Genomic DNA, 17594 nt, shown 5'->3' with positions numbered 1-17594 from the left:
GGTCACGCCTCCTGACGGGTGCGGGCGAGCTCGAGGAGGACGTCGGCGTGGCACGGCATTTCGAGCGCGCACCAGCACATGAGGTCCCGGCCACGGAGCTGCTCGACGTCCGCGAGCAGCTGGTCGCGCCGCTCACGGGACCACGTGGTGCCGGACGGTCCGGGGCCGCCGTCAAGCTCGCCGCTGAGCCACTGGCGGAACTGGTCGGTGACGACCTGGCGTGCTTCGTCCTTCGTGTCGGCGAAGCCCGCCTCAAGGCAGTCGGTGATGGTGAACGGGTTGCCCCAGCGGCTGCCGCGGCCGACGTACGTGGCGCCGTTCGATGTCCAGCCCGCGGTGCGCTTGCGCTGGATCCGCTCCGGGGTGGTCGTGATCCGGGCGGGGAGGAACTCGGCGCTCTTTCCTCCGGCGAGGTCGAGGTACAGGAACTGGCCCATGGTCCGGTCGTGGTTCATGCGGAACAGGCTGTCGGCGAGCTCCGGCCGGCCCATTTCCGTGAGGACGGGCGTGATGTGGGGGCGGGCGTGGTCGAGGACGGTGCGGCTGAGTTCGTTCGGGTCGGTGGTGCGGACGGTCAGGTCGGGGACAGGGCGGGTGTCGCCCAGTGCGCCGAACTCGATCTCGTAGGTGGCCATGAGCGCTCCTCGGGAAGGGGAGGGGGCTGTTTCAGGGTGGCGCGGTTTGTGCGCGGCGTTCCCCGCGGTCGGGTGGGTGAGGGTGGGGCTCCACCCTAACCGCGTTCATAGTGCGTACGCAATACGTTACGAGGTGGGAGGATACAGCTCAGCCCCCATCCGTGCGTGCGGATGAGGGCCGGCCAGCAGTTCCCCAATGGGGGCGCTTCAGGAGCCTCGAAGACTCGACGCTGATCCTGGCACCCGACCGGCTCGAGCATCCCCCCGGCCAGGCTGCGCCCTTGACGCCCCAACAGCAGGCGGGATCCTCAACAGGACGACACCCGCACGAACGAGGGGAGCAGGCATGCAATGTCCACGGTGCGGAGGCACCGCAACGCAGGCCCCGAACGGGTCCTGGTACTGCGCGAACTGCGGCCCCGTGTCCGGCAACACGCCCCAGCCGGCCGCCCAGCCACTACCCTCCACGCCATGAGCGCCCCACAGCCCCACGTGCCGGCAGCCGACACCGTGCCGGAGGGACCGCAGATCACCGAGACCGCGTGCGTGCGCTGCGGCACGGCTCTCGCAGGACTGGATGGGCGCTATGCCTGTGGCGTTTGCGGTTGGACGAACAACTGGTCAGATGGCTACCGGGACCTGCCGACCGCCGAGGACGACCCGGACTATCCGGGGCCGGGCAAGACGCAGGCCCGCCGCCCAACCTGAGCGACGGGCCCCTGGTCCTCAGCGGGTCACCTGGGCGGCGCCGTGGCCCACCGCATCCACGCCGCCAACCCCTGAACGGCGGCGGCCTGTCGCGTCGGGTGCCGCTCCCCACCACCCGACGGGCCCAGAGCGGCCAGATGCTGCCGCCACCCGTTCCGGCCCGACCGGCCGGCACCGCCGTACGACGGCGACACCACCACCAGCACCTCGCCGTCGACGCCGACGACATGCCACCGGCTCGACTCCGCCCAGTCCGGCGCCTTCACCAGCTCCGCGCCGTCGACAATCTCCTGCGCCTTCTTCGCGGTGAGGCGCTTCCGGGCCGCGGGCATACGGGTCTCCAGGAGGGTTTGGGAGGTCGACGGCACGAGCACGAGTCTGCCATCCGGGTCAGGCGGCGTCTGCCGCCTCGTCCTCAAGGTCCTTGCCCGCCATCTCACGAAGCCGTTCCAGGACGGCCCGGCAGTCACCCACGGCTCGGTGGTCGCCGCCGTACAGCGGCTGCCACGTGTTGTTGCCCCAGTAGTCCGACCAGTCCCCGACCCAGTCCGAATAGGGGATCATCGCGTCCTCGAACTGCATGGCGTCGAGCCAGGCATCTGCCGACTCCTCGGGGTCGGGATGCTGTTCTTGCCGGTAGTGGATGGTGAGTTCGTGTCGGAGGCGGGCGACGTCGTACGGCCGGTTGTAGATGAGGCAGCGCCGGCCGTCGAGGGCAGCGGTCAGCTGGTCGAGGATGCTGCTGAAGGTGGGCGCGGTCGCGGTCATCGTGTCGGTGATGCCGTGGATGGAGGTGGCGTCCGCGGGGATCGGCTCGCCGGGGTTGACGAGCGTGTCCATCAACACGTCCCCCGCGCCGTTGACGATGGCGATGTCGACGATCCGGGCATCGTCCTCGAGGCCCGTGGTCTCCGTGTCGAGGACGACAAGGTTCGGATCCTCGAGCGCGGCCGCAGCCCACGAGGAAAGATCCCGCACCTCCTGCTCCCGGGCCTCCCTGAACCGCTGTTCGGCCTCCCGCTGCTGCCGCTCCCGCTCGGCGCGCTCCCGCGTATCGCGCTCCTTGCACGGCGGGCACCACCGCGGCGACCACCCCCACGACCGCCACTCCTGCGCGGCATCCTCATCCCAACCGGCCGCGACTTCCTCATCCGTGGCAGTGACCACCGTGCAGTCTCTGCCGGGGCATGTACGCGCCCACACCGCGCGGCGCTCCGCCGCGGCCTGATGGCGGATCGCGTACAGCACACGGCAGTGCTCGCAGGCGTGCCCTTGGTGGGCGTCTTTCGGCAGGGCCTGGCCGGCGACGCGGCGGCAGCGCCTGCACGTCCGCGTGTACAGCTCCTGCCGTGCCTGTTCCGCCTTCTCTCGGCAGTCGACGCACCGCACGTGGACGATGTACGCGCGCAGGGTGCCGCACTCGGGGCACGTACGGCGGGCGTCCTTCGCGGCCTGCTGCTTCGCCGACAGGGGCCGCATCGGCGCCGCGTCGGCCGGGTCGTACAGCGGGAACTCTCCCCAGCCGTGACCTTGGCGGTACTTGCGCAGGTAGCCGACTGGCTCCTGCCCGGGAGCGACCTTCAACCGCTGCTCTTTCAGTTCCGTCTTGGTGCGCAGGTGGGCGGGAACGTCGGCCGCCGCCCACACGGGCAGCGTCGTCGTCTCGACGGCGGGGGACGCGGTCACGGGCACCTCCATACGGGTTTGTGGTGGTCTGTGGGCAGTCTTGCAGCGGGCACTGACAGCGGGCAGCAGAACGCCCCCGAACCAGCCGGCCGGGGGCGCGTGGAGCAGGCTATTCGGCTGTCGGCTCCCCCCGTAGGGCCTGGCGGACGTGCGGGTCGCTCAGGCCGATCGTGCGGGTGATGGTCTCCCTGTCGACTCCGCGGGCGTACGCGGCGCGCATGGCGGCGTTCCTGCGGGCCACATGCGACTTCGTGCGGGCCTTCCCGGCGACGGTCTGCTGCAAGGTCTTCGCCCACCACAGGCATGCGCGGCCGGCCCAGATGGTGATGACGGTCAGCGTGGGTGCGGTCTGATTGGCCAACATGTCCCCCTCGTGTCGGTGTGCTCCGTTCTGAAGGTGAGGGCGCGGGGCGTGGTGGGCAAGGGCGCGAACCGGCCTGGTGGAAGCACAAAGCCCCCGACCATGGCGGTTGGGGGCGTGAGGCTGAATCAGCAGGACTCGTCCAACTTCACCGAGTACAAGGTGATGGTCTTCTCCACGCCGTTCCTGCCCGGCGCCGGCTCCTGCTTGCAGACCTTCCAGTTGCTGTCGAGGATCAGGAGGCGCTCCATGCCGGTGGCGTCCTTCTCCCGAAGGTTGAAGAACCCGGCGGCCTGCGCGGTGTCCTGCGCGTCCTGGTGGTTCATGCCGATGAAGTTCGGCAGGTTGGCGGTCTCGACCGCGGGGGCGACGGCCTGGGTCTTCTTGGGGGCCGGGGTGTCCTTGACGGTCGGCGTGGGCGCCGGCGCCCGCTTGGTGGCGGACGCCTTCGGGGACGGGGTGGCCTTCTTTTCGGCGGGCTTGGCGTCCGCCTTCGCGGGCGTCCCCGACGCGGTCGCGCTCGGCTTGCGGGTCGCCGTGTTGCTCCCGTCGACCGTGTCGATGATCGCGCCGAGGATGCCGAGAGTTCCGCACACGCCCGCGAGGGTGAGACCGGCAATGGCCCAGCCGTTCATCGGCTTCTTCGGCGTCGGCGGGGGCTGGTAGGGGGCGGGGCCGCCCATGTACGGCTGCCGGTACTGCGGTGCCGGCTGCTGCGGGTATCCGTAGCCGGGCTGCGGAGGCTGCTGGGGCTGCTGGCCGTACGGGGGCGGGGTGGGCTGAGACACAGGTGGTCCTCGAGGCTGGGCGGTGTGTTGGGGGCGCACCGGTGCGGATGAAATGTGGGACATCCGGTGGGGTCGGATGGTTGCGTAACTGCCGGACTACGGCTTTCGCCGGGCCAGGATTTCGCGGAGCGTCTGCACGGTGGCCACTGCTGCTCCGACCGCCGCCGCCGTGCTGGGGGACATGGCGTACATGGCGGCGATCGGAGCGATAGCGAGGGCGTACATGCGGTGCGAAGAACCGGGCTGGAACATGACTGTTCCTTTCGTCTTGGTGGGGGTTGGATAGTCCCGCCCGGTTTGGGTGGGCTGCCGCGTTCCCTGTGCGAAGGTCGACCGCGGCAGCCCGTGCATCACAGAACCTACGCGAAACATAGTGCGTACGCAATACGGTAGTGAAGGTGATGCGCACCACGGAGCCCCCGACTGTGATGGTCGGGGGCTCTGCCGCGCCAGAATCGCTTAGTTGACCTGCCAGTCCTCCACGAACCGGGTCGCCACGAGGACCTCACCCTGTTGGCCCCGGCCCTGGTCTACCAGGTTGCCCATTTCCAGCAGTTGGCGACCAAAGTGCTCGACGAACGACCGCGGGGCTCCGATAACAGAAGCCACCTCCCCGAAGGTGAACAAGCGGTTGGAGAGCTGGCGATGGATCTTCCCGAGGAGCCACAGGGCCACCTCGCGATCCGTTCTCTGACGAGGAGCGCCTGGCCACAGCATGTACCCGCCGAGCTCCTGCTTGACGACTTCCAAGATGCGAACAGCGCACTGGACCAGCGGCACAGGATCGTGCGGGAACTCGAACCACTCGCCGTGCCTCCGGTACGAACCGAAGTGATGATGCAGCGCCTGCTCGAGGGACTGATTGCCGTTGCACGACCAGCGGACTTCGAGGGCCTGCGGCGACATGTTCTGGATCTCGCGGAGACGCCGATCGATGTTGCTGGTGACCCCGATCTTCACCACGTAGCTTCCGGCGCTCCCGATCACGTACACGGACTCAGGCATGCTGCGCCTCCTTGGCACTTGAGCAATCACGGCACAAGAGTTCGCCAGCAGGCGTGGGTCGTCCACACATGCGCTGTTGGCCCTCGCACTCGCCCGGACGATCCCCCACGACGATCAGATCCTCAGTCCACGAGGCGGGGGTCGGAGTCGTCGTGTCAGCGGGCCGGCCGCCTTGAAGGGGCGGCGCGCAGGAAGGAGCGGGTCCGGACAGGGCTTGCCGCAGCCGACTCGAGACCACCGCGCCAACAGACGTTCGGATCAGATCAGGCAGCGGCCGGCCTGCGATGACCTCCCGCAGCTGCTCTGCGGTCCACCCCACGTCCAGCATCCCGAGAACGGTCAGGCCCTGGTCCCGGAGCGTTTTGCCCGTCAGCAGGAACTTCGGATTCTCAGCACCAATCGCGAGCAGCAGATCGACGCCCTCGTTCCTGCTGATCTGATGGGGGACCGCTGAGCCGTCCATCCCTCCGTCCTTGCTGCCCTCCGTCGACTGCTCGGGGACGGAAGGACGGGGAGTGTCCCGGGGTGGGTTAGAAGGGGAGGGTTGGGGGTCTTCCAGTCCCCCCCTCTGGGACTTGTAGTCCCCACCCCCGGGACTTGTAGTCCCCCCCTCCTGCTCATCTGGACCGGGGGACTTGTAGTCCCCACCCCCCGCCGGACCCACCTTCGGCTTACGCTTCACACCCTTGTCGGCGCGACGCTTCTTCGGCGGGGCTTTTGCAAGGTCAGGGCGCATCTCCGGCGTCAACGGCGGCTTCCCCCGCCCCTTCCGCTCAGCGTTGATCTGCTCAACGTCCGGATACCAGGAGAACGGGATCATCAGGTCGTACACCGTCGGCCGGAAGTGCTCCGGGATGTACGCGGCCGCCGCCTGGTTCCCCTCGGCAATGAGGCCACGGGACGTCATCGACCTCAGCCGGCGCTGAACCGTCTTCGGGTCGATCATCGCCAGCTCGGCGATCGTCTTCTTTGACTGGAACGCGTCGGTGCCATCGCTCCAGGCGCTCTCCGCCATGGTCACGAGGATGACGCGCTCCTCGGCGTCGGCAACGGGGGCGTTCTTCAGCGCCCACAGAATCGGCAAAAGGCTCACAGGACACCGCCCAGCATTCGGACGATCACACAGTGTGGCCTTGCGGGGGTACCCGACGGTACGGGTAGAGTCATGAAGGACCTCATCACGCTTGTGGGTCTATGAGGCAGCGGACGTCAATCCGCTGTTGCACTCGAACGGCCGGCCATTGGGGAGCTGCGAACCCTCCAGGCTGGCCGTTCCGCGTTCCGGTGGCTGCGATCACCGGAACTGACCAGGGTCATTCGGGCTTGCGCCCGCGGCCGCCGCTCGTGGGGCCGGCCTCGAAGTACGCCAGGAACGCTTTCGTGTCCATGGCCCGGGCGTTGCCCACGAGGATGTACGGGTGCTTCCGGCCGTCGCCGAAGGGCCAGTCGTCTCGGGTGCGCGCGATGTAGCGCAGCCCGTCCGGCGTGATGCTCTCCACCAGGCCCAGTTGCATGAGCAGAGGTGCTCCGGTGGTGAAGGTGACGATGGGGGGAAGCTCGTTACCGGAGGTCACAGGGGGCCTCCGACTGTTCGAAACTTCGATGTCCCCGAAAATGCCGCTAGTCTCGGCATGGCAGGTCCAATCGCTCATGAGGGTGATCTGCTGCGGCCGCATATGTCTTCGCAGGACGCGGCCAGGGGACGGTCGACAGGGTTGTGGTGACCCGTCGGCCGTCCGCCTTTTACGGCGGGCTTCGCATGGTTCTTGCTCCTGTCTCGGCCTGGCCTACTGGCCTTCCACCTGCCACCGGCCGGGCGCGTACACGTCCTCCCACACCTCGATCGGCCCATCCTCGTCGTGGAAGACGTTCACGAGGACGAGAACCGGCGCACACGTACCCTCAGGTAGGTCGATCTCCAGCGCGGCCAGCTCGTGCGCGCTGGCCGGCCGGGCGCCGCGCATCTCCGGCGACCGGTTGATCTCCCGGCCTGTGCGCTCCGTGTAGAGGTGCTGCCAGAACCGGCCCGTTGTCCCCGGGCGGAGGATCTCCGGCACCGCCTCCAGCGCCCGCGGGTGGATGCACGCCATCGAGAAGACGTTCGGCGTGTCCTCGTGGGTGTAGACCCGGGTCCGGCGCACGACCTCGTCATGCGGCTCGATCCCGAGCTGGCGGCAGATCGCCGTGTCCGCGCACGGAACCATCGTCGCCGTGTGCTTGATCGACCGCTCCTTCACGCCCAGGGGCCGGCCGGTGCGCTCGAGACGATCGAGGCGCGCCGCGCCCGTTGAGCCGACGAGCGGCCTGTCGGCAACGACCGTCCCCACGCCCAGCTTTACCGCGGTCAGCCCTTCCGCCTTCAGGACGGCGAACGCCCGGTTGGCGGTCGTGATCGCGACGTCGAACTCGTCCCGCACATTGCGGATGGACGGCATGGCGTCGCCAGGGGCGAGCGTGCCGTCAGCGATGAGCCTTCGGTAGTGGGCGGCGATGTCCGCATATCCGGTGGTTCCACTCATGTACTCGCCCCTCTCGTGTCTCGGAGTAGTTGAGGTGTTCTACTCAGTGTTCTACGGTAGGTGTTCTACGGCAGTGTTCTACCTTAGGTCGGGCGTGACTCCGGCCGCAACGCGCAAGGAGGCGACGTGGCAACTGAGCACCTACTCAGCCTCCTTGCGGCGCCGGCTGTCGCGGATCGCCGCGCGCTTGGCGTGCGCGACGAAGTACGGCTTCGCCTCGCGCCAGTCAACGACCTTGGAGCGGCCGATCTGCTGAACCGCGGGGAACTGCTCGTCGTCTCGTGCCAGCTGGGAGACGCGCTGGTGGCTCATCGAGGGGGCGATGCCCTCCGCCACGACGCGGCGCGCAGCTTCTCGGAAGGTCACCAACTCGGGGCCTCTTTCTGTCTCGGCGATGACGGCATACTCCATTCTCTCCACATGACTTGCCATATGGCAAGTCATCGCCTAGTGTCGTTATCAGCACAGCAAGACGGCCCCAATCCAGCAGTTGCCGGACCAGGGCCGCGTGTCCAACCCGGTGCTACCAACACCGCGAGGACGAGAACCCGCCCACCTGCGCATTCAGGGAGGCCGATCCGTATGGATCGTAACCGCCAAATGGCTACTCGCACCATCAGCCCCTCCGACGTCCAGCAGAACGAGGCGCTGCGCCGCACGGCCGCGCCGGCCAGCAAGCCCACCCGGCTCATCGCCGCCGGCATCAAGAACGGCCGCGGCACCTACACCCTCCGCACGGCGGTGACCCGATGACCGGCAACCTGCCGCCCGAGGTCGACCCGCTCCTCATCGCCGCGATCGAGGACCACTTCGACCAGGTCGACACGATCGCCCTCACCGGCGAAGTCCTCCACGCCGTAATGCCGCAGGCCCGGATGCTCGTCACCCGCGCCATCGACGACATGTTCGGCCACATCCCCACCGACACGGACGGGGACCTGTGATGGCCGGCCGTGACACCTCCTGGGTGCACACCGCCGACAACGCCGTCCCCCCGCTGGACGACGAACTCGAAGGCGTCCTCGAGGACCTCGACAACATCCACCCCGGCATCGACCTCATCCGCGACGGCCTCCGACTCCTCGCCCTCGACCGGCTCACCATCGACCGCACCCAGACCCTGATCGCCGCCCTCGCCGGATCCGCCGGCGTCGACGTCATCACCGCCACCGCGCTCACCGTGCAGCGCCTCACCAACCCGGCCACGAACCCGTCACTCCGGGCCCTGCCCGACGAGCGGCAGAAGAAGGCCCAGCGCTACGGCGAACTCGCCGCCCTCCACCTCGCCGACCCCGAACTCCACCAGCCCGCAGCCGAAGCCGCGGCCGCCATCGAAGGCATCTGACCACCCACCGCGCGGGGCCCGGCCGTCGAGCCGACAGACAGTCCGGGCCCCGCACCCCCGGAAAGGAACCGACCGCCATGACCGCCTCCGAGTTCCGCACCGCACACGGCGACCCGCAGACCTGGACCACCGCCGACATCGAAGCCCAGCAGAACCTCGCCGAAATCGACCAGCTCCCCGACCCGCACGCCAGCGCCGACCGACTCCGCACCCTCCTCGCCCCCGCCGCCTGACCACCGGAAGGACACCACCGTGACCACCCAGACCGAGCAGACCACCGCCCAGGCCACCGACACAGACACCGTCGACCACCACTGGATCCTCACCATCCAGCGCGCCAACGGGCTCATGAGCTGCCGGTCCGGTGTCCACGCCCTCCCCACCGGCATGACCCGCGACGAGGCCCTCCGCGCCATCGCCGACGAGTACTTCCCCGGCGAACGACAGCTGATCGTCCTCTTCTTCTCCCTCGAGCCCAACCAGATCTGACCCGCGCCACACCACGAACCGAAAGGACACCGACCCGCATGACCACCAAGCAGAAGCGGAAGCGCACGCCGCTGACGGGACTCGCCGCAGTCCTGTCCTTCGGCTCCCTGATCTGGACCACCGTCAGCCTCTTCGACCTTCTGGGTGTCGGCCCCGCCGGCCTCAGCGTCGCCGCAGGAGCGGACATCGTGTGGGGCGCGGTCATCTACGCCGAGTACCGCGGCACCCGCGTCTGCGGAAAGCGGTGGCCCGTCGCCGCCTTCGGCTGGGCCGCCCTCCTCGCCGTCGCCGGATTCCTCGTCTGGCACGGCATCGCCCTCGACAACATGGCGCTCGCCGCCGGCGGCCCGTTCCTCCCGCTCGGAGCGAAGGTCGTCTGGGTCCTCGCCCTCGCCGACATGCGCGACCCCGCCGCCCTCACCGACGACGAACTCCACACCCTCGCCCGCATGGAACGCGGCATGGCGTTCGAAGAGGCGCAGCACCGTATCGAGATGCGGCGCCGCGAGATGGACGCCGAGCGTCAGATGGCGGAGGTGTCCGTCGACTTCGACATCGAGCTGATGCGGCAGGACAAGACCCGCGAACTGATGCGCCGCAGGCCGATGCTGGAACTTACCGCCAGTGATGCGGCCAGTGATGCTCCCCGCATCACCGATGCGCCGCGCACCCCGCAGATCAGTGATGCGCCCACCTCCTACACCGCCTCATCGGCGCAGCACACCATGCTCGCCGCGGCCGCGCACCGTACTGCTGCGGTCGGTGAAGTCCCTGATAGGGCCGATGATGCGCCCCTGACGCGGACCGCACCCGCCCGTACTGCTGCGCCTCGTCCCACCGGTGATGCGCCGCGTCTGGACGGGATGAGCAAGGCCGCCGCAGTCCGTGCGATGCGTGATGCGGACCCGGCCGCATCAGCGCCTCAGATCGTGGAGCGCCTCGCGCATCACGGAGTCGAGGCGAGTGATGCGTATGTGCGCACCGTCCTGTCCCGCACCAAGCAGCAGCGCGCCGGTGACGGCGGATACCTCTAAGCGAAGGCGAGCAGCGATGCGCACCACCACCCAGCCCCGACCGGTCCGTTCGAACAGTGCACCGGTGACGTCCAAGTCCGTTGAGCAGCTGGTCGCGGATGCCCTCCGCGGCCAGCGCCCGCCGGTGCCGGATACGCCGTCCTGGTCCCACCGGCTCCTGCCGCCTGCGGTACGCCGCGCGCTGGCTGGCCTCGGCTGGTGGCAGGACCCCGCCCCGCAACTTCCGTCCACCCACCTCGAGCAGACGCTCGAGGTCCTCCGCAGGTACGGATGGTGCCAGTCCCTCGACACCACCATCACCGGCCGGCTCTGCATCCGCGGCGCCCAGAACGTCCTCGAGAAGACCGGCCACACCACCCCCGAAGCCCGGGAGAAGGCCGTCGCCTACATGCAGCAGACCCTCGCCCAGGCCGGGGTCAGCATGCAGTTCTTCACCTGGAACGACCTCCCTGACCAGCAGTTTTCCGCCGTAGAAGCCCTCCTCACCAGTGCCGCTCGCACCGCCCGAGAGAACGGAGAATGACCGTGAACGCCCCCCAGGACGACGAGTTCAACAGCATCATCAACGGCCTCAACGCCCCTACGGCCGTGGACCCGTACCCGTACGGGCCGCCCGCCCACACCCCCAAGGCCGGTCTCACGAAGCGCGGCAAGGTCGCCATCAGCGTCGGCGCCGCCGTTATCGCAGGTAGCAGCCTCATCGGCTACCAGATGTACGAGGCCAACGCCATCAAGGAGCGCGAGCTGGAGCTGAAGGCCCAGGCCCTCGAGCTGGAGAAGCTCCGCGAGACGAACCGGGTCACCCAGACCAGCCAGCAGCAGGCCAACGCCCAGATCAAGGAGCGCCAGGCGTCCGTCGACGCCTGCGTGAAGGGGCAGGCCGACCAGGTCGGCAAGGCGTACGGATCGCCGTCCTACCGGGACATCGTCGACGCCTGCCAGGCCCAGTACACCGGCACCGCGGACGCCATCAGCGGCCTCGAGAACGCCGCCTCCACGCAGTCTGCGGACGGCGGAGGGGGCGTCAACTCGGGTGCCGTGATGGGTGTTCTCGTCCTCGGCGGCGGCCTCGCGCTCCTCGCCCGAAAGGGCAAGCGCCCTAACGCCGCGTAACCACTTCCCTCCCACTTCCCACAGAAAAACACCTGCTCAACCCCCCACAGGAAACCCCCGAACCGATCTTCCCTCCACTCAAGTGGCAGGGAAGTGACTACAGAAAGTGAGGAAACTGATGGCGGCCGACGCGGCTCCCGCAGCAGTGCCCGACCCGCACGACACGACCGGCAACGCCCGCACCAGCGGCGCGCAGCCGGGACTTCTCGCGTCCGCGCTGGCCCCTGTCGCCCCCGCCCGTACGGCCGCATTCACCCTCGACCCGGCCACCACCAACAGCGCCGAGAACGCCACCACGGGGGCGTCCAGCGACGCCTTCCACACCACCTCCGACACCCCCGCACCGGGCACCAAGACGGGCACCGGACGCGGCGGAGCGGCCCAGAACCAGAGCGTCGTCAAGGCCTGGCTCCTCGCCGGTGCCGAGCGGTGGAAGAAGGGCGCCGGGTCGAACATCAAGCGCCTCGAGGTCGCCAAGGCCCGCGCCATGGCGCAGCAGGTGAAGGAGACGCGGCAGGTCAAGGTGAACCGCACCGACGCGCCCGCCCCCAAGTCCAGCCCCGCGGCCGCGTCGAAGACCGGCTCTGCGCCGAAGTCGTCCCCGGCCTCGAAGGCTGCGCCGGCGCCGGTGAAGAAGTCGCTGGGCAGCAAGAGCCAGGGTCCGGCGCCGAAGGGTCCGAAGAACTCCGGCACCCACAGCCCCGGCCCGGGTCGCAACGCCTCTGCCGGGAACGGCCGCAGCACCGCAGGGTCTGCCCCGACCGGAGGGGGGAAGACACAGGCGCCCGCCGGTGCGACACCCAAGGCCCGGACAGGAGAGCCGAAGCCGAGCAAGGCCGACCCGTCGAAGCCCCCCGCCCCTGATGGCCGGAGCGCCGCCGGCGCCGGGAAGGCCGGACCCCAGGGCCCCGCCGGGCCCGCCGGGAAGCCCAGCACCACCGGAGCGCGGAGCAGCGACAAGGACACCGCGGGCGCCAAGGGCGACGCCGGCAGCCGCAAGAGCGGCGACCAGCAGAGCAAGCCCGGCCCGGGCGGGACGGTCGAGAAGCCGTCCGGCAAGGACCGCAAGGACTCCACGAGCACGCCTGGCAAGGACGACGCCAAGCCCGCGGCAGGCCCGGAGCGGAAGGACGACCAGCCCGCCGCCAAGGACAGCACCAAGCCCACCGGGAAGCCGGACGACAAGCCCGCCCCCACGGCCGACAAGCCCGACACCAAACCCGAGGAGACCGGCGGAAAGCCGGCCGAGAAGACCGGGAAGCCGCTCAACCTGCGCGAGTCCCGCGAAACCGGCTACCGCGACGGCACCCGCGCCGCCCGCACCGTCGCCCACGTCAAGGCCTACCGCGACGGCGCCAAAGACGGCTGGAACGACACCACCGAAGCCGCCGAACGTGAGAAGCAGCGCCTCGACCAGGACCGCGACAACCGTAAGAAGCAGCGACAGGAGCAGCAGGTGCCCGCCACCACCAGCGCCGACTACCACCACCCCCAGAACGAGGCCGGCCCGCAGCCCATCCCCGTCACCGGCATCAACGCCACCCACCTCACCCTCGGCGACGGCGCGGCCCGCACCACCATGACCCGCGGCGAGGTCCGCACCCTCAAGAAGTTCGAACGCCGCCTCGCCGAGAAGACCAGCCTCGCCGACAAGGCCGCCGAACAAACCAAACACCTCAAGGCCCACGCCGACGCCCAGGCCGCGAAAGCCCTCCAACTCCTCGAGCTCTCCCGCAGCGTCAAAGGCGGCGCCAAGCTCACCACCGCCCTCGCCAAAGCACACGAAGCCGCACGCGCACAGGCCGGGCAGGCCGAAGAGATTTATCGCCGCGCCTCCCGCGCCGCCGAAGCATGCCGGGCCCTCTACGCCAACACACAAACCCGCTACGGGGCCATGTACCAGGCCGTCGTTGACTCGCCCGAGACCACGCCCGCCGAAATGACCTTCTACCTCGGAGACCGCAATGGCTGACATCACCTACCGGCAGCTCAAAGCAGCAGTCACCGCGCTCAGCAAGGAAGTCACCCGCGGCGCCGAAGCCATCCACGCCCGGGCCGAGCAGATCGCCGAAGACGCCCGCGACACCGCCCGCGTCGCGGAAATGATCGCCTCCATGGGCGTCGACGAGCCGACGATCGCGGAGACCGTCCAACTCGCCAGGATCACCGGCGGGGTATCCCAGGCGTCCCTCGCCTACGCGGCCGCAGGCGACACCACCGCCCGCGCCATGAAGGCCGCCCACGACCAGGCGCACGCCTCCCACGACGGCATCAACGAAGCCGTCTCCCGCTCCACCGTCGACGTCAGCGGCCTGGACCGCGAATGGCTCCGCCAGGAGTAGCCCACCGGCCCGGGACCTCCCCGTCCCGGGCCGCCCACCCCCATTCCGCCCACCGCACCCGCAGGAGACGCCTCGTGAACACCCCCGCCCACACCGCCACCCGCCCGGCCGGCACCGAACGCGCCATCGCCATCGCCACCAGCGCCGCCCCCATCGCCACCGGCATCGTCACCCCATTCCTCGACGGCGGCGCAGCGTTCACCGCCACCCTCGCCTACGCAGGCACCGCCGGATTCCTCGCCGCGAACTACATGAACCGCCTCCCACCCGGAATCACGGCCAACCTCCCCGCCGCCGACATCGTCCAGGCCCACCGCTCCCCGCTGTTCATCTCCACCCTCACCACCGGAGTCGCCCTCGCCCTCGGCACCATCGGCGGCCCCGCAGGCTCCGACGCCCTCATGGCCGGCGCGCTCACCCTCCCCTCCCTCCCCGGCATCGTGTCCCTCGGCTGGTGGGCAGCCGTCGCCCTCGTCCCCTTCAAGCTCCGCACCGTCCTCAGCCGCCGCCCCCGCACCCTGAGCCCGACGGCCGCGCCCACCGGCGCCGTCGCATCCGTCCTCCACACCAACGTCACTCCCGACGAGCGGAACATCCTCCAGTCCTGGGGACAGAACATCTCCCACCCCGACCACGGCTCACACCGCGGCCAGATCCTCACCCTCACCAGCCTCACCCCCCGGGCATGGACCGGCACCATCACCGCCCCCGCCGGACAGTCCGTCACCGTCAACGCCGACACCGTCTCCTCCGTCTACCAGCGCCCCGCCGCCTGGATCACCTTCGCCCCCGGCGCCCACGCCGGCGAACGCCGCATCACCGTCAACCTCACCCCGCCCGCCGAGCTCGACACCACCACGCTCGCCGGAGCCTGGAAGAAGTGGGTGTCCCGCAAGGGCGGCCTCATGCCCGGCACCCACCTCGAAGACATCCGCGACGACCCCAACACCGGCGGCCAGGTCGCCCTCGTCGTCGCAGGCGAAGACATCGACCGGCTCCAGCACCCCGACCGCATGGACCTCGCCGGCGCCATGCGCGTCACCAACTCCCTGCTGATCTCCTACGAGCCCCGGCAGAACCCGCGCCAGGCCGTCATCCGCAAGATGGACCGCAACCCCCTCGAGCAGGGCGCCCCGTTCCCAGGCGTCCACGTCCTCAAGGCCAACGCCAACGGCTACATTGAACTCGGCCGCGGCGTCTCCGGCTTCCCCGCCCGCATCCAGCTCCACGACCCCGCACTCGGCGCCCAGCACTGCATCGTCGCCGGCGTCACCGGCTCCGGAAAGGGCGGCACCCTCCAGATCATCGCCCTCGCCCACCACGTCAACGGATCCGCGATCATCTACGCCGACCCCAAGGGCTCCTCCAACCCCGCCATCGAGACCATGGCCGCCTACTCCGGCCTCGGCCCCGACGACGCCATGGGCGCCCTCCGAATCTGGTGGCACATCCTCCAGCACCGCGTCGCTGAATCCGCACGCCTCGGCATGAAGAACTTCCAGCCCTCCGCCGACCGGCCGTGGGTCCCGCTCATCCTCGACGAGGCCAGCAAGCACCTCGGCGAGAACGCCGAACACAGGAAGGAAGCCACCTTCATCGTCAACGCCGGAGCCACCCTCGGCCGGTCCCTCGGCATGCCCGTCATCCTCGCCAACCAGCTCATGCAGCTCGCCCAGCTCGGCGGCGACGCAGCCATCCGCGACAACGTCTTCTACGGCGGCAGCCTGATCCTGCTGCGCTCCGACTCCCAGCAGAAGCACCTCATCGACCTGCCCGAGAACTTCGCCGGCTGCAACCCCGCCGACATCCCCCCGGCCTGGTCCGGCGACCGCGACATGGTCTACGACCCCAACACGCCCCCGGACGACCCGCAGCGCACCTTCGGTCTCGCGTTCGCCGCCAGCCCCGGCGGCCACGCCGAGATGATGCGGAACTGGATCCTCGAAGACGCCACCCCCTACATCGACACCGACAACATCGCCATCCCCGCCGACTGGCCCCTCTGGGAACAGCGCCACGAGCTGGCCACCCGCTCCGTCCTCCCCGACGACCAAGCCGGCGACGACCTCGATGGCGGGCCCTCCACCCTCTTCGGCGGGCCCGACCCCGTCCCCGCCAAGCCCGCCAGCGCCGACGAGAAGCTCGTGCAGGCACTCCGCGACAGCAGCGACCCCCTCGGCATCGAGGTCACGTACCTACACAAAGACAAGCTCCAGACCATGACCGCGCTCGCCAAGTCCACCGTCGAGAACGCCCTCTCCCGACTCGTCAGGGAAGGCCAGATCCACCGACAGACAAACGAGCAGGGCCTCGTGATCCGCGGCATGTACGGCCTCGGCGCAGCCCCGGACACCGCCCCCGTCGAGCAGGCCCCCGTCGACACAGGACTCGAGCAGAAGGTCAACGAGCTGCTCCCCGACGCGATCGAGCTCATCGTCTCCACCCGCTTCGGTTCCGCCTCCATGCTCCAGCGCAAGCTCCGCATCAGCTGGGACCTCACCACCGCGGTCATGGACGGCCTCGAGCAGCTCCGTGTCGTCGGGCCCGCTGACGGCAGCAAGGCCCGCGAGGTCCTCGTCACCCCCGACCAGCTCGAGGACGTCCTCCAGCGGCTCCGGAACCCCAAGGCGGGGGAGTAGGGGGAAGCACCTCGGACAGATCCGTGATCGTCCGCCACTCTGATATTGCACAGCCTGGGCGGGTAGCCCGAGCGTCCCCGCGCCCACTGCCCGTCCAGGCCGTAACCTCTTCGGCCCCCGCCACCACGACTCCGGTGACGGGGGCCGCTCCATGCCCGCGGTCAGCCGATCTTCTTCCAGATCCCGCAGTTCTCCGTCGTGAACTGACCGTCGGAGGCCCGGATCGTCACCGTGATCTCCTGCGCCGACGTGGCGAAATTGTTGTCGATGATCTCCCCGCCCCGGGTCGTCCGCTCCCAGTAGCAACCCTCCAGGTCACCCGACGTCCGGTACGTACCCGGACCGATCTCCTGCGGCTCCTCCGACGACGGATCCGGATCCTTCGGCTTGGCCTTCACCACATACGTGCCCTCCGTGTACTCCCGCACGTAGTCGCCGTTCAACGCGGCCAGGCCGACCTTCTCCCACTCCGGGCACAGGTCCTTCCACCCGGCCTTCAGGATCTTCAGGTTGTCGTTGTCCCTCGCATGCCTTGCAAGGAAGGCTCCCGGGTCGTTCCCGACCTCCTTCTGCGACGTCATGCTCGTGCACATGTCCAGCACCAGCGCGGACGCCGAGTCGTACAACGAGTCGTAGACCCAGCCCTCCTCGTCCGCCTTCCTGTCCAGGTCGCCGGCCGCGTTCGGCGGATACCCCGTTTCTGTCTCGGTCGGCTCCGGTTCCACCGACGGCTCAGGCGCCGGGGCGCTCGAGGACACACTCGGCGACGCGGCCGCCTTCCCGTCCTCGCCCCCTTCGCTGCCGCACCCCACCAACAACGCCGCCACGGCCACCCCAGCCGCAACAGCCCCCACCCCACGCACAGTTCTCATGGTGCGCAGAATCCCACCCCACCCAGACCGGGGGGAACCGGAACGGCCGGATCGGGGA

Annotated in this window: 24 protein-coding genes; 12 read left to right on the top strand and 12 right to left on the bottom strand. The window is 69.4% G+C overall.

The features are described 5' to 3' along the window. Positions 1-2: 2 nt before the first annotated feature. Positions 3-635 carry a DUF4326 domain-containing protein gene (locus ACWGH4_RS00505; protein WP_453454057.1) on the bottom strand — a complete coding sequence of 211 codons (633 nt, stop codon included), beginning with the start codon at positions 633-635 and terminating at the stop codon, positions 3-5. A 471-nt stretch (positions 636-1106) separates the two neighbouring features. Here ACWGH4_RS00505 and ACWGH4_RS00500 point away from each other — a divergent pair, with 471 nt between their 5' ends. After that, positions 1107-1343 (top strand): hypothetical protein, encoded by a 237-nt coding sequence (locus ACWGH4_RS00500; protein ID WP_453454056.1) that lies wholly within the window; start codon positions 1107-1109, stop codon positions 1341-1343. 26 nt (positions 1344-1369) lie between these two features. On the opposite strand, the gene ACWGH4_RS00495 is transcribed toward ACWGH4_RS00500, so the two are convergent. The 10 genes from ACWGH4_RS00495 to ACWGH4_RS00450 all read right to left on the bottom strand — a co-directional run bounded on the left by ACWGH4_RS00495 (position 1370) and on the right by ACWGH4_RS00450 (position 8113). Beyond that, positions 1370-1711, bottom strand: coding sequence for a hypothetical protein (locus ACWGH4_RS00495; protein WP_453454054.1), 342 nt, complete (start codon positions 1709-1711; stop codon positions 1370-1372). 22 nt (positions 1712-1733) lie between these two features. Beyond that, complete coding sequence (locus tag ACWGH4_RS00490) at positions 1734-3029, bottom strand: exonuclease domain-containing protein (protein ID WP_453454052.1); 1296 nt, start codon at positions 3027-3029, stop codon at positions 1734-1736. A gap of 109 nt (positions 3030-3138) precedes the next feature. Beyond that, positions 3139-3393: a hypothetical protein gene (locus ACWGH4_RS00485; protein WP_453454050.1), complete on the bottom strand. Its 255-nt coding sequence runs from the start codon at positions 3391-3393 to the stop codon at positions 3139-3141. Between the two features lie 125 nt (positions 3394-3518). After that, positions 3519-4178, bottom strand: coding sequence for a hypothetical protein (locus ACWGH4_RS00480; RefSeq protein WP_453454049.1), 660 nt, complete (start codon positions 4176-4178; stop codon positions 3519-3521). A gap of 96 nt (positions 4179-4274) precedes the next feature. After that, entirely contained in the window at positions 4275-4430 is a 156-nt protein-coding gene (locus tag ACWGH4_RS00475) for a hypothetical protein (protein WP_453454047.1), read from the bottom strand. 207 nt (positions 4431-4637) lie between these two features. Beyond that, entirely contained in the window at positions 4638-5183 is a 546-nt protein-coding gene (locus tag ACWGH4_RS00470; protein ID WP_453454045.1) for a GIY-YIG nuclease family protein, read from the bottom strand. Next, positions 5176-6276, bottom strand: coding sequence for a hypothetical protein (locus tag ACWGH4_RS00465; RefSeq protein ID WP_453454044.1), 1101 nt, complete (start codon positions 6274-6276; stop codon positions 5176-5178). The genes ACWGH4_RS00470 and ACWGH4_RS00465 overlap by 8 nt, the downstream gene beginning before the upstream one ends. Before the next feature lie 220 nt (positions 6277-6496). Next, the gene (locus ACWGH4_RS00460; protein ID WP_453454043.1) at positions 6497-6757 is read right to left on the bottom strand and encodes a hypothetical protein; all 261 of its coding nucleotides are present in this window, start codon (positions 6755-6757) and stop codon (positions 6497-6499) included. A gap of 213 nt (positions 6758-6970) precedes the next feature. Further along, complete coding sequence (locus tag ACWGH4_RS00455; protein ID WP_453454041.1) at positions 6971-7702, bottom strand: GntR family transcriptional regulator; 732 nt, start codon at positions 7700-7702, stop codon at positions 6971-6973. 141 nt (positions 7703-7843) lie between these two features. After that, the gene (locus tag ACWGH4_RS00450) at positions 7844-8113 is read right to left on the bottom strand and encodes a hypothetical protein (protein ID WP_453454141.1); all 270 of its coding nucleotides are present in this window, start codon (positions 8111-8113) and stop codon (positions 7844-7846) included. 189 nt (positions 8114-8302) lie between these two features. Between ACWGH4_RS00450 and ACWGH4_RS00445 the strand changes: the two genes are divergently transcribed. The 11 genes from ACWGH4_RS00445 (at position 8303) to ACWGH4_RS00395 (ending at position 16664) form a co-directional block, all read left to right on the top strand. After that, entirely contained in the window at positions 8303-8455 is a 153-nt protein-coding gene (locus tag ACWGH4_RS00445; protein WP_453454039.1) for a hypothetical protein, read from the top strand. Continuing rightward, positions 8452-8646 carry a hypothetical protein gene (locus tag ACWGH4_RS00440; protein ID WP_453454037.1) on the top strand — a complete coding sequence of 65 codons (195 nt, stop codon included), beginning with the start codon at positions 8452-8454 and terminating at the stop codon, positions 8644-8646. The genes ACWGH4_RS00445 and ACWGH4_RS00440 overlap by 4 nt, the downstream gene beginning before the upstream one ends. Beyond that, entirely contained in the window at positions 8646-9047 is a 402-nt protein-coding gene (locus tag ACWGH4_RS00435) for a hypothetical protein (RefSeq protein ID WP_453454035.1), read from the top strand. Before ACWGH4_RS00440 ends, ACWGH4_RS00435 begins: the two co-directional genes overlap by 1 nt. A 77-nt stretch (positions 9048-9124) precedes the next feature. After that, positions 9125-9280, top strand: coding sequence for a hypothetical protein (locus tag ACWGH4_RS00430; protein WP_453454034.1), 156 nt, complete (start codon positions 9125-9127; stop codon positions 9278-9280). A gap of 19 nt (positions 9281-9299) precedes the next feature. Continuing rightward, the gene (locus ACWGH4_RS00425) at positions 9300-9536 is read left to right on the top strand and encodes a hypothetical protein (protein WP_453454032.1); all 237 of its coding nucleotides are present in this window, start codon (positions 9300-9302) and stop codon (positions 9534-9536) included. Positions 9537-9574: 38 nt separating this feature from the next. Continuing rightward, complete coding sequence (locus ACWGH4_RS00420) at positions 9575-10570, top strand: hypothetical protein (RefSeq protein ID WP_453454030.1); 996 nt, start codon at positions 9575-9577, stop codon at positions 10568-10570. 64 nt (positions 10571-10634) lie between these two features. Beyond that, entirely contained in the window at positions 10635-11093 is a 459-nt protein-coding gene (locus ACWGH4_RS00415; protein ID WP_453454028.1) for a DUF6197 family protein, read from the top strand. A 2-nt stretch (positions 11094-11095) separates the two neighbouring features. Then, on the top strand, positions 11096-11683 hold the full coding sequence (locus ACWGH4_RS00410; RefSeq protein WP_453454026.1) for a hypothetical protein: 588 nt from the start codon (positions 11096-11098) through the stop codon (positions 11681-11683). A 118-nt stretch (positions 11684-11801) separates the two neighbouring features. Continuing rightward, a complete protein-coding gene (locus ACWGH4_RS00405; RefSeq protein ID WP_453454025.1) occupies positions 11802-13655 on the top strand; it encodes a hypothetical protein in 1854 nt (617 codons plus the stop codon). Further along, positions 13648-14025 (top strand): hypothetical protein, encoded by a 378-nt coding sequence (locus ACWGH4_RS00400; RefSeq protein WP_453454023.1) that lies wholly within the window; start codon positions 13648-13650, stop codon positions 14023-14025. Before ACWGH4_RS00405 ends, ACWGH4_RS00400 begins: the two co-directional genes overlap by 8 nt. A gap of 74 nt (positions 14026-14099) precedes the next feature. After that, complete coding sequence (locus ACWGH4_RS00395) at positions 14100-16664, top strand: DNA translocase FtsK (protein ID WP_453454021.1); 2565 nt, start codon at positions 14100-14102, stop codon at positions 16662-16664. Positions 16665-16825: 161 nt separating this feature from the next. On the opposite strand, the gene ACWGH4_RS00390 is transcribed toward ACWGH4_RS00395, so the two are convergent. Next, on the bottom strand, positions 16826-17389 hold the full coding sequence (locus ACWGH4_RS00390) for a hypothetical protein (protein ID WP_453454019.1): 564 nt from the start codon (positions 17387-17389) through the stop codon (positions 16826-16828). Positions 17390-17594 lie beyond the last annotated feature (205 nt).

The sequence above is a fragment of the Streptomyces sp. NPDC054847 genome, from assembly GCF_053610925.1.
The sequence above is the reverse complement of the archived record's forward strand: the minus strand, read 5'-3'. Positions and strand labels throughout refer to the sequence as shown.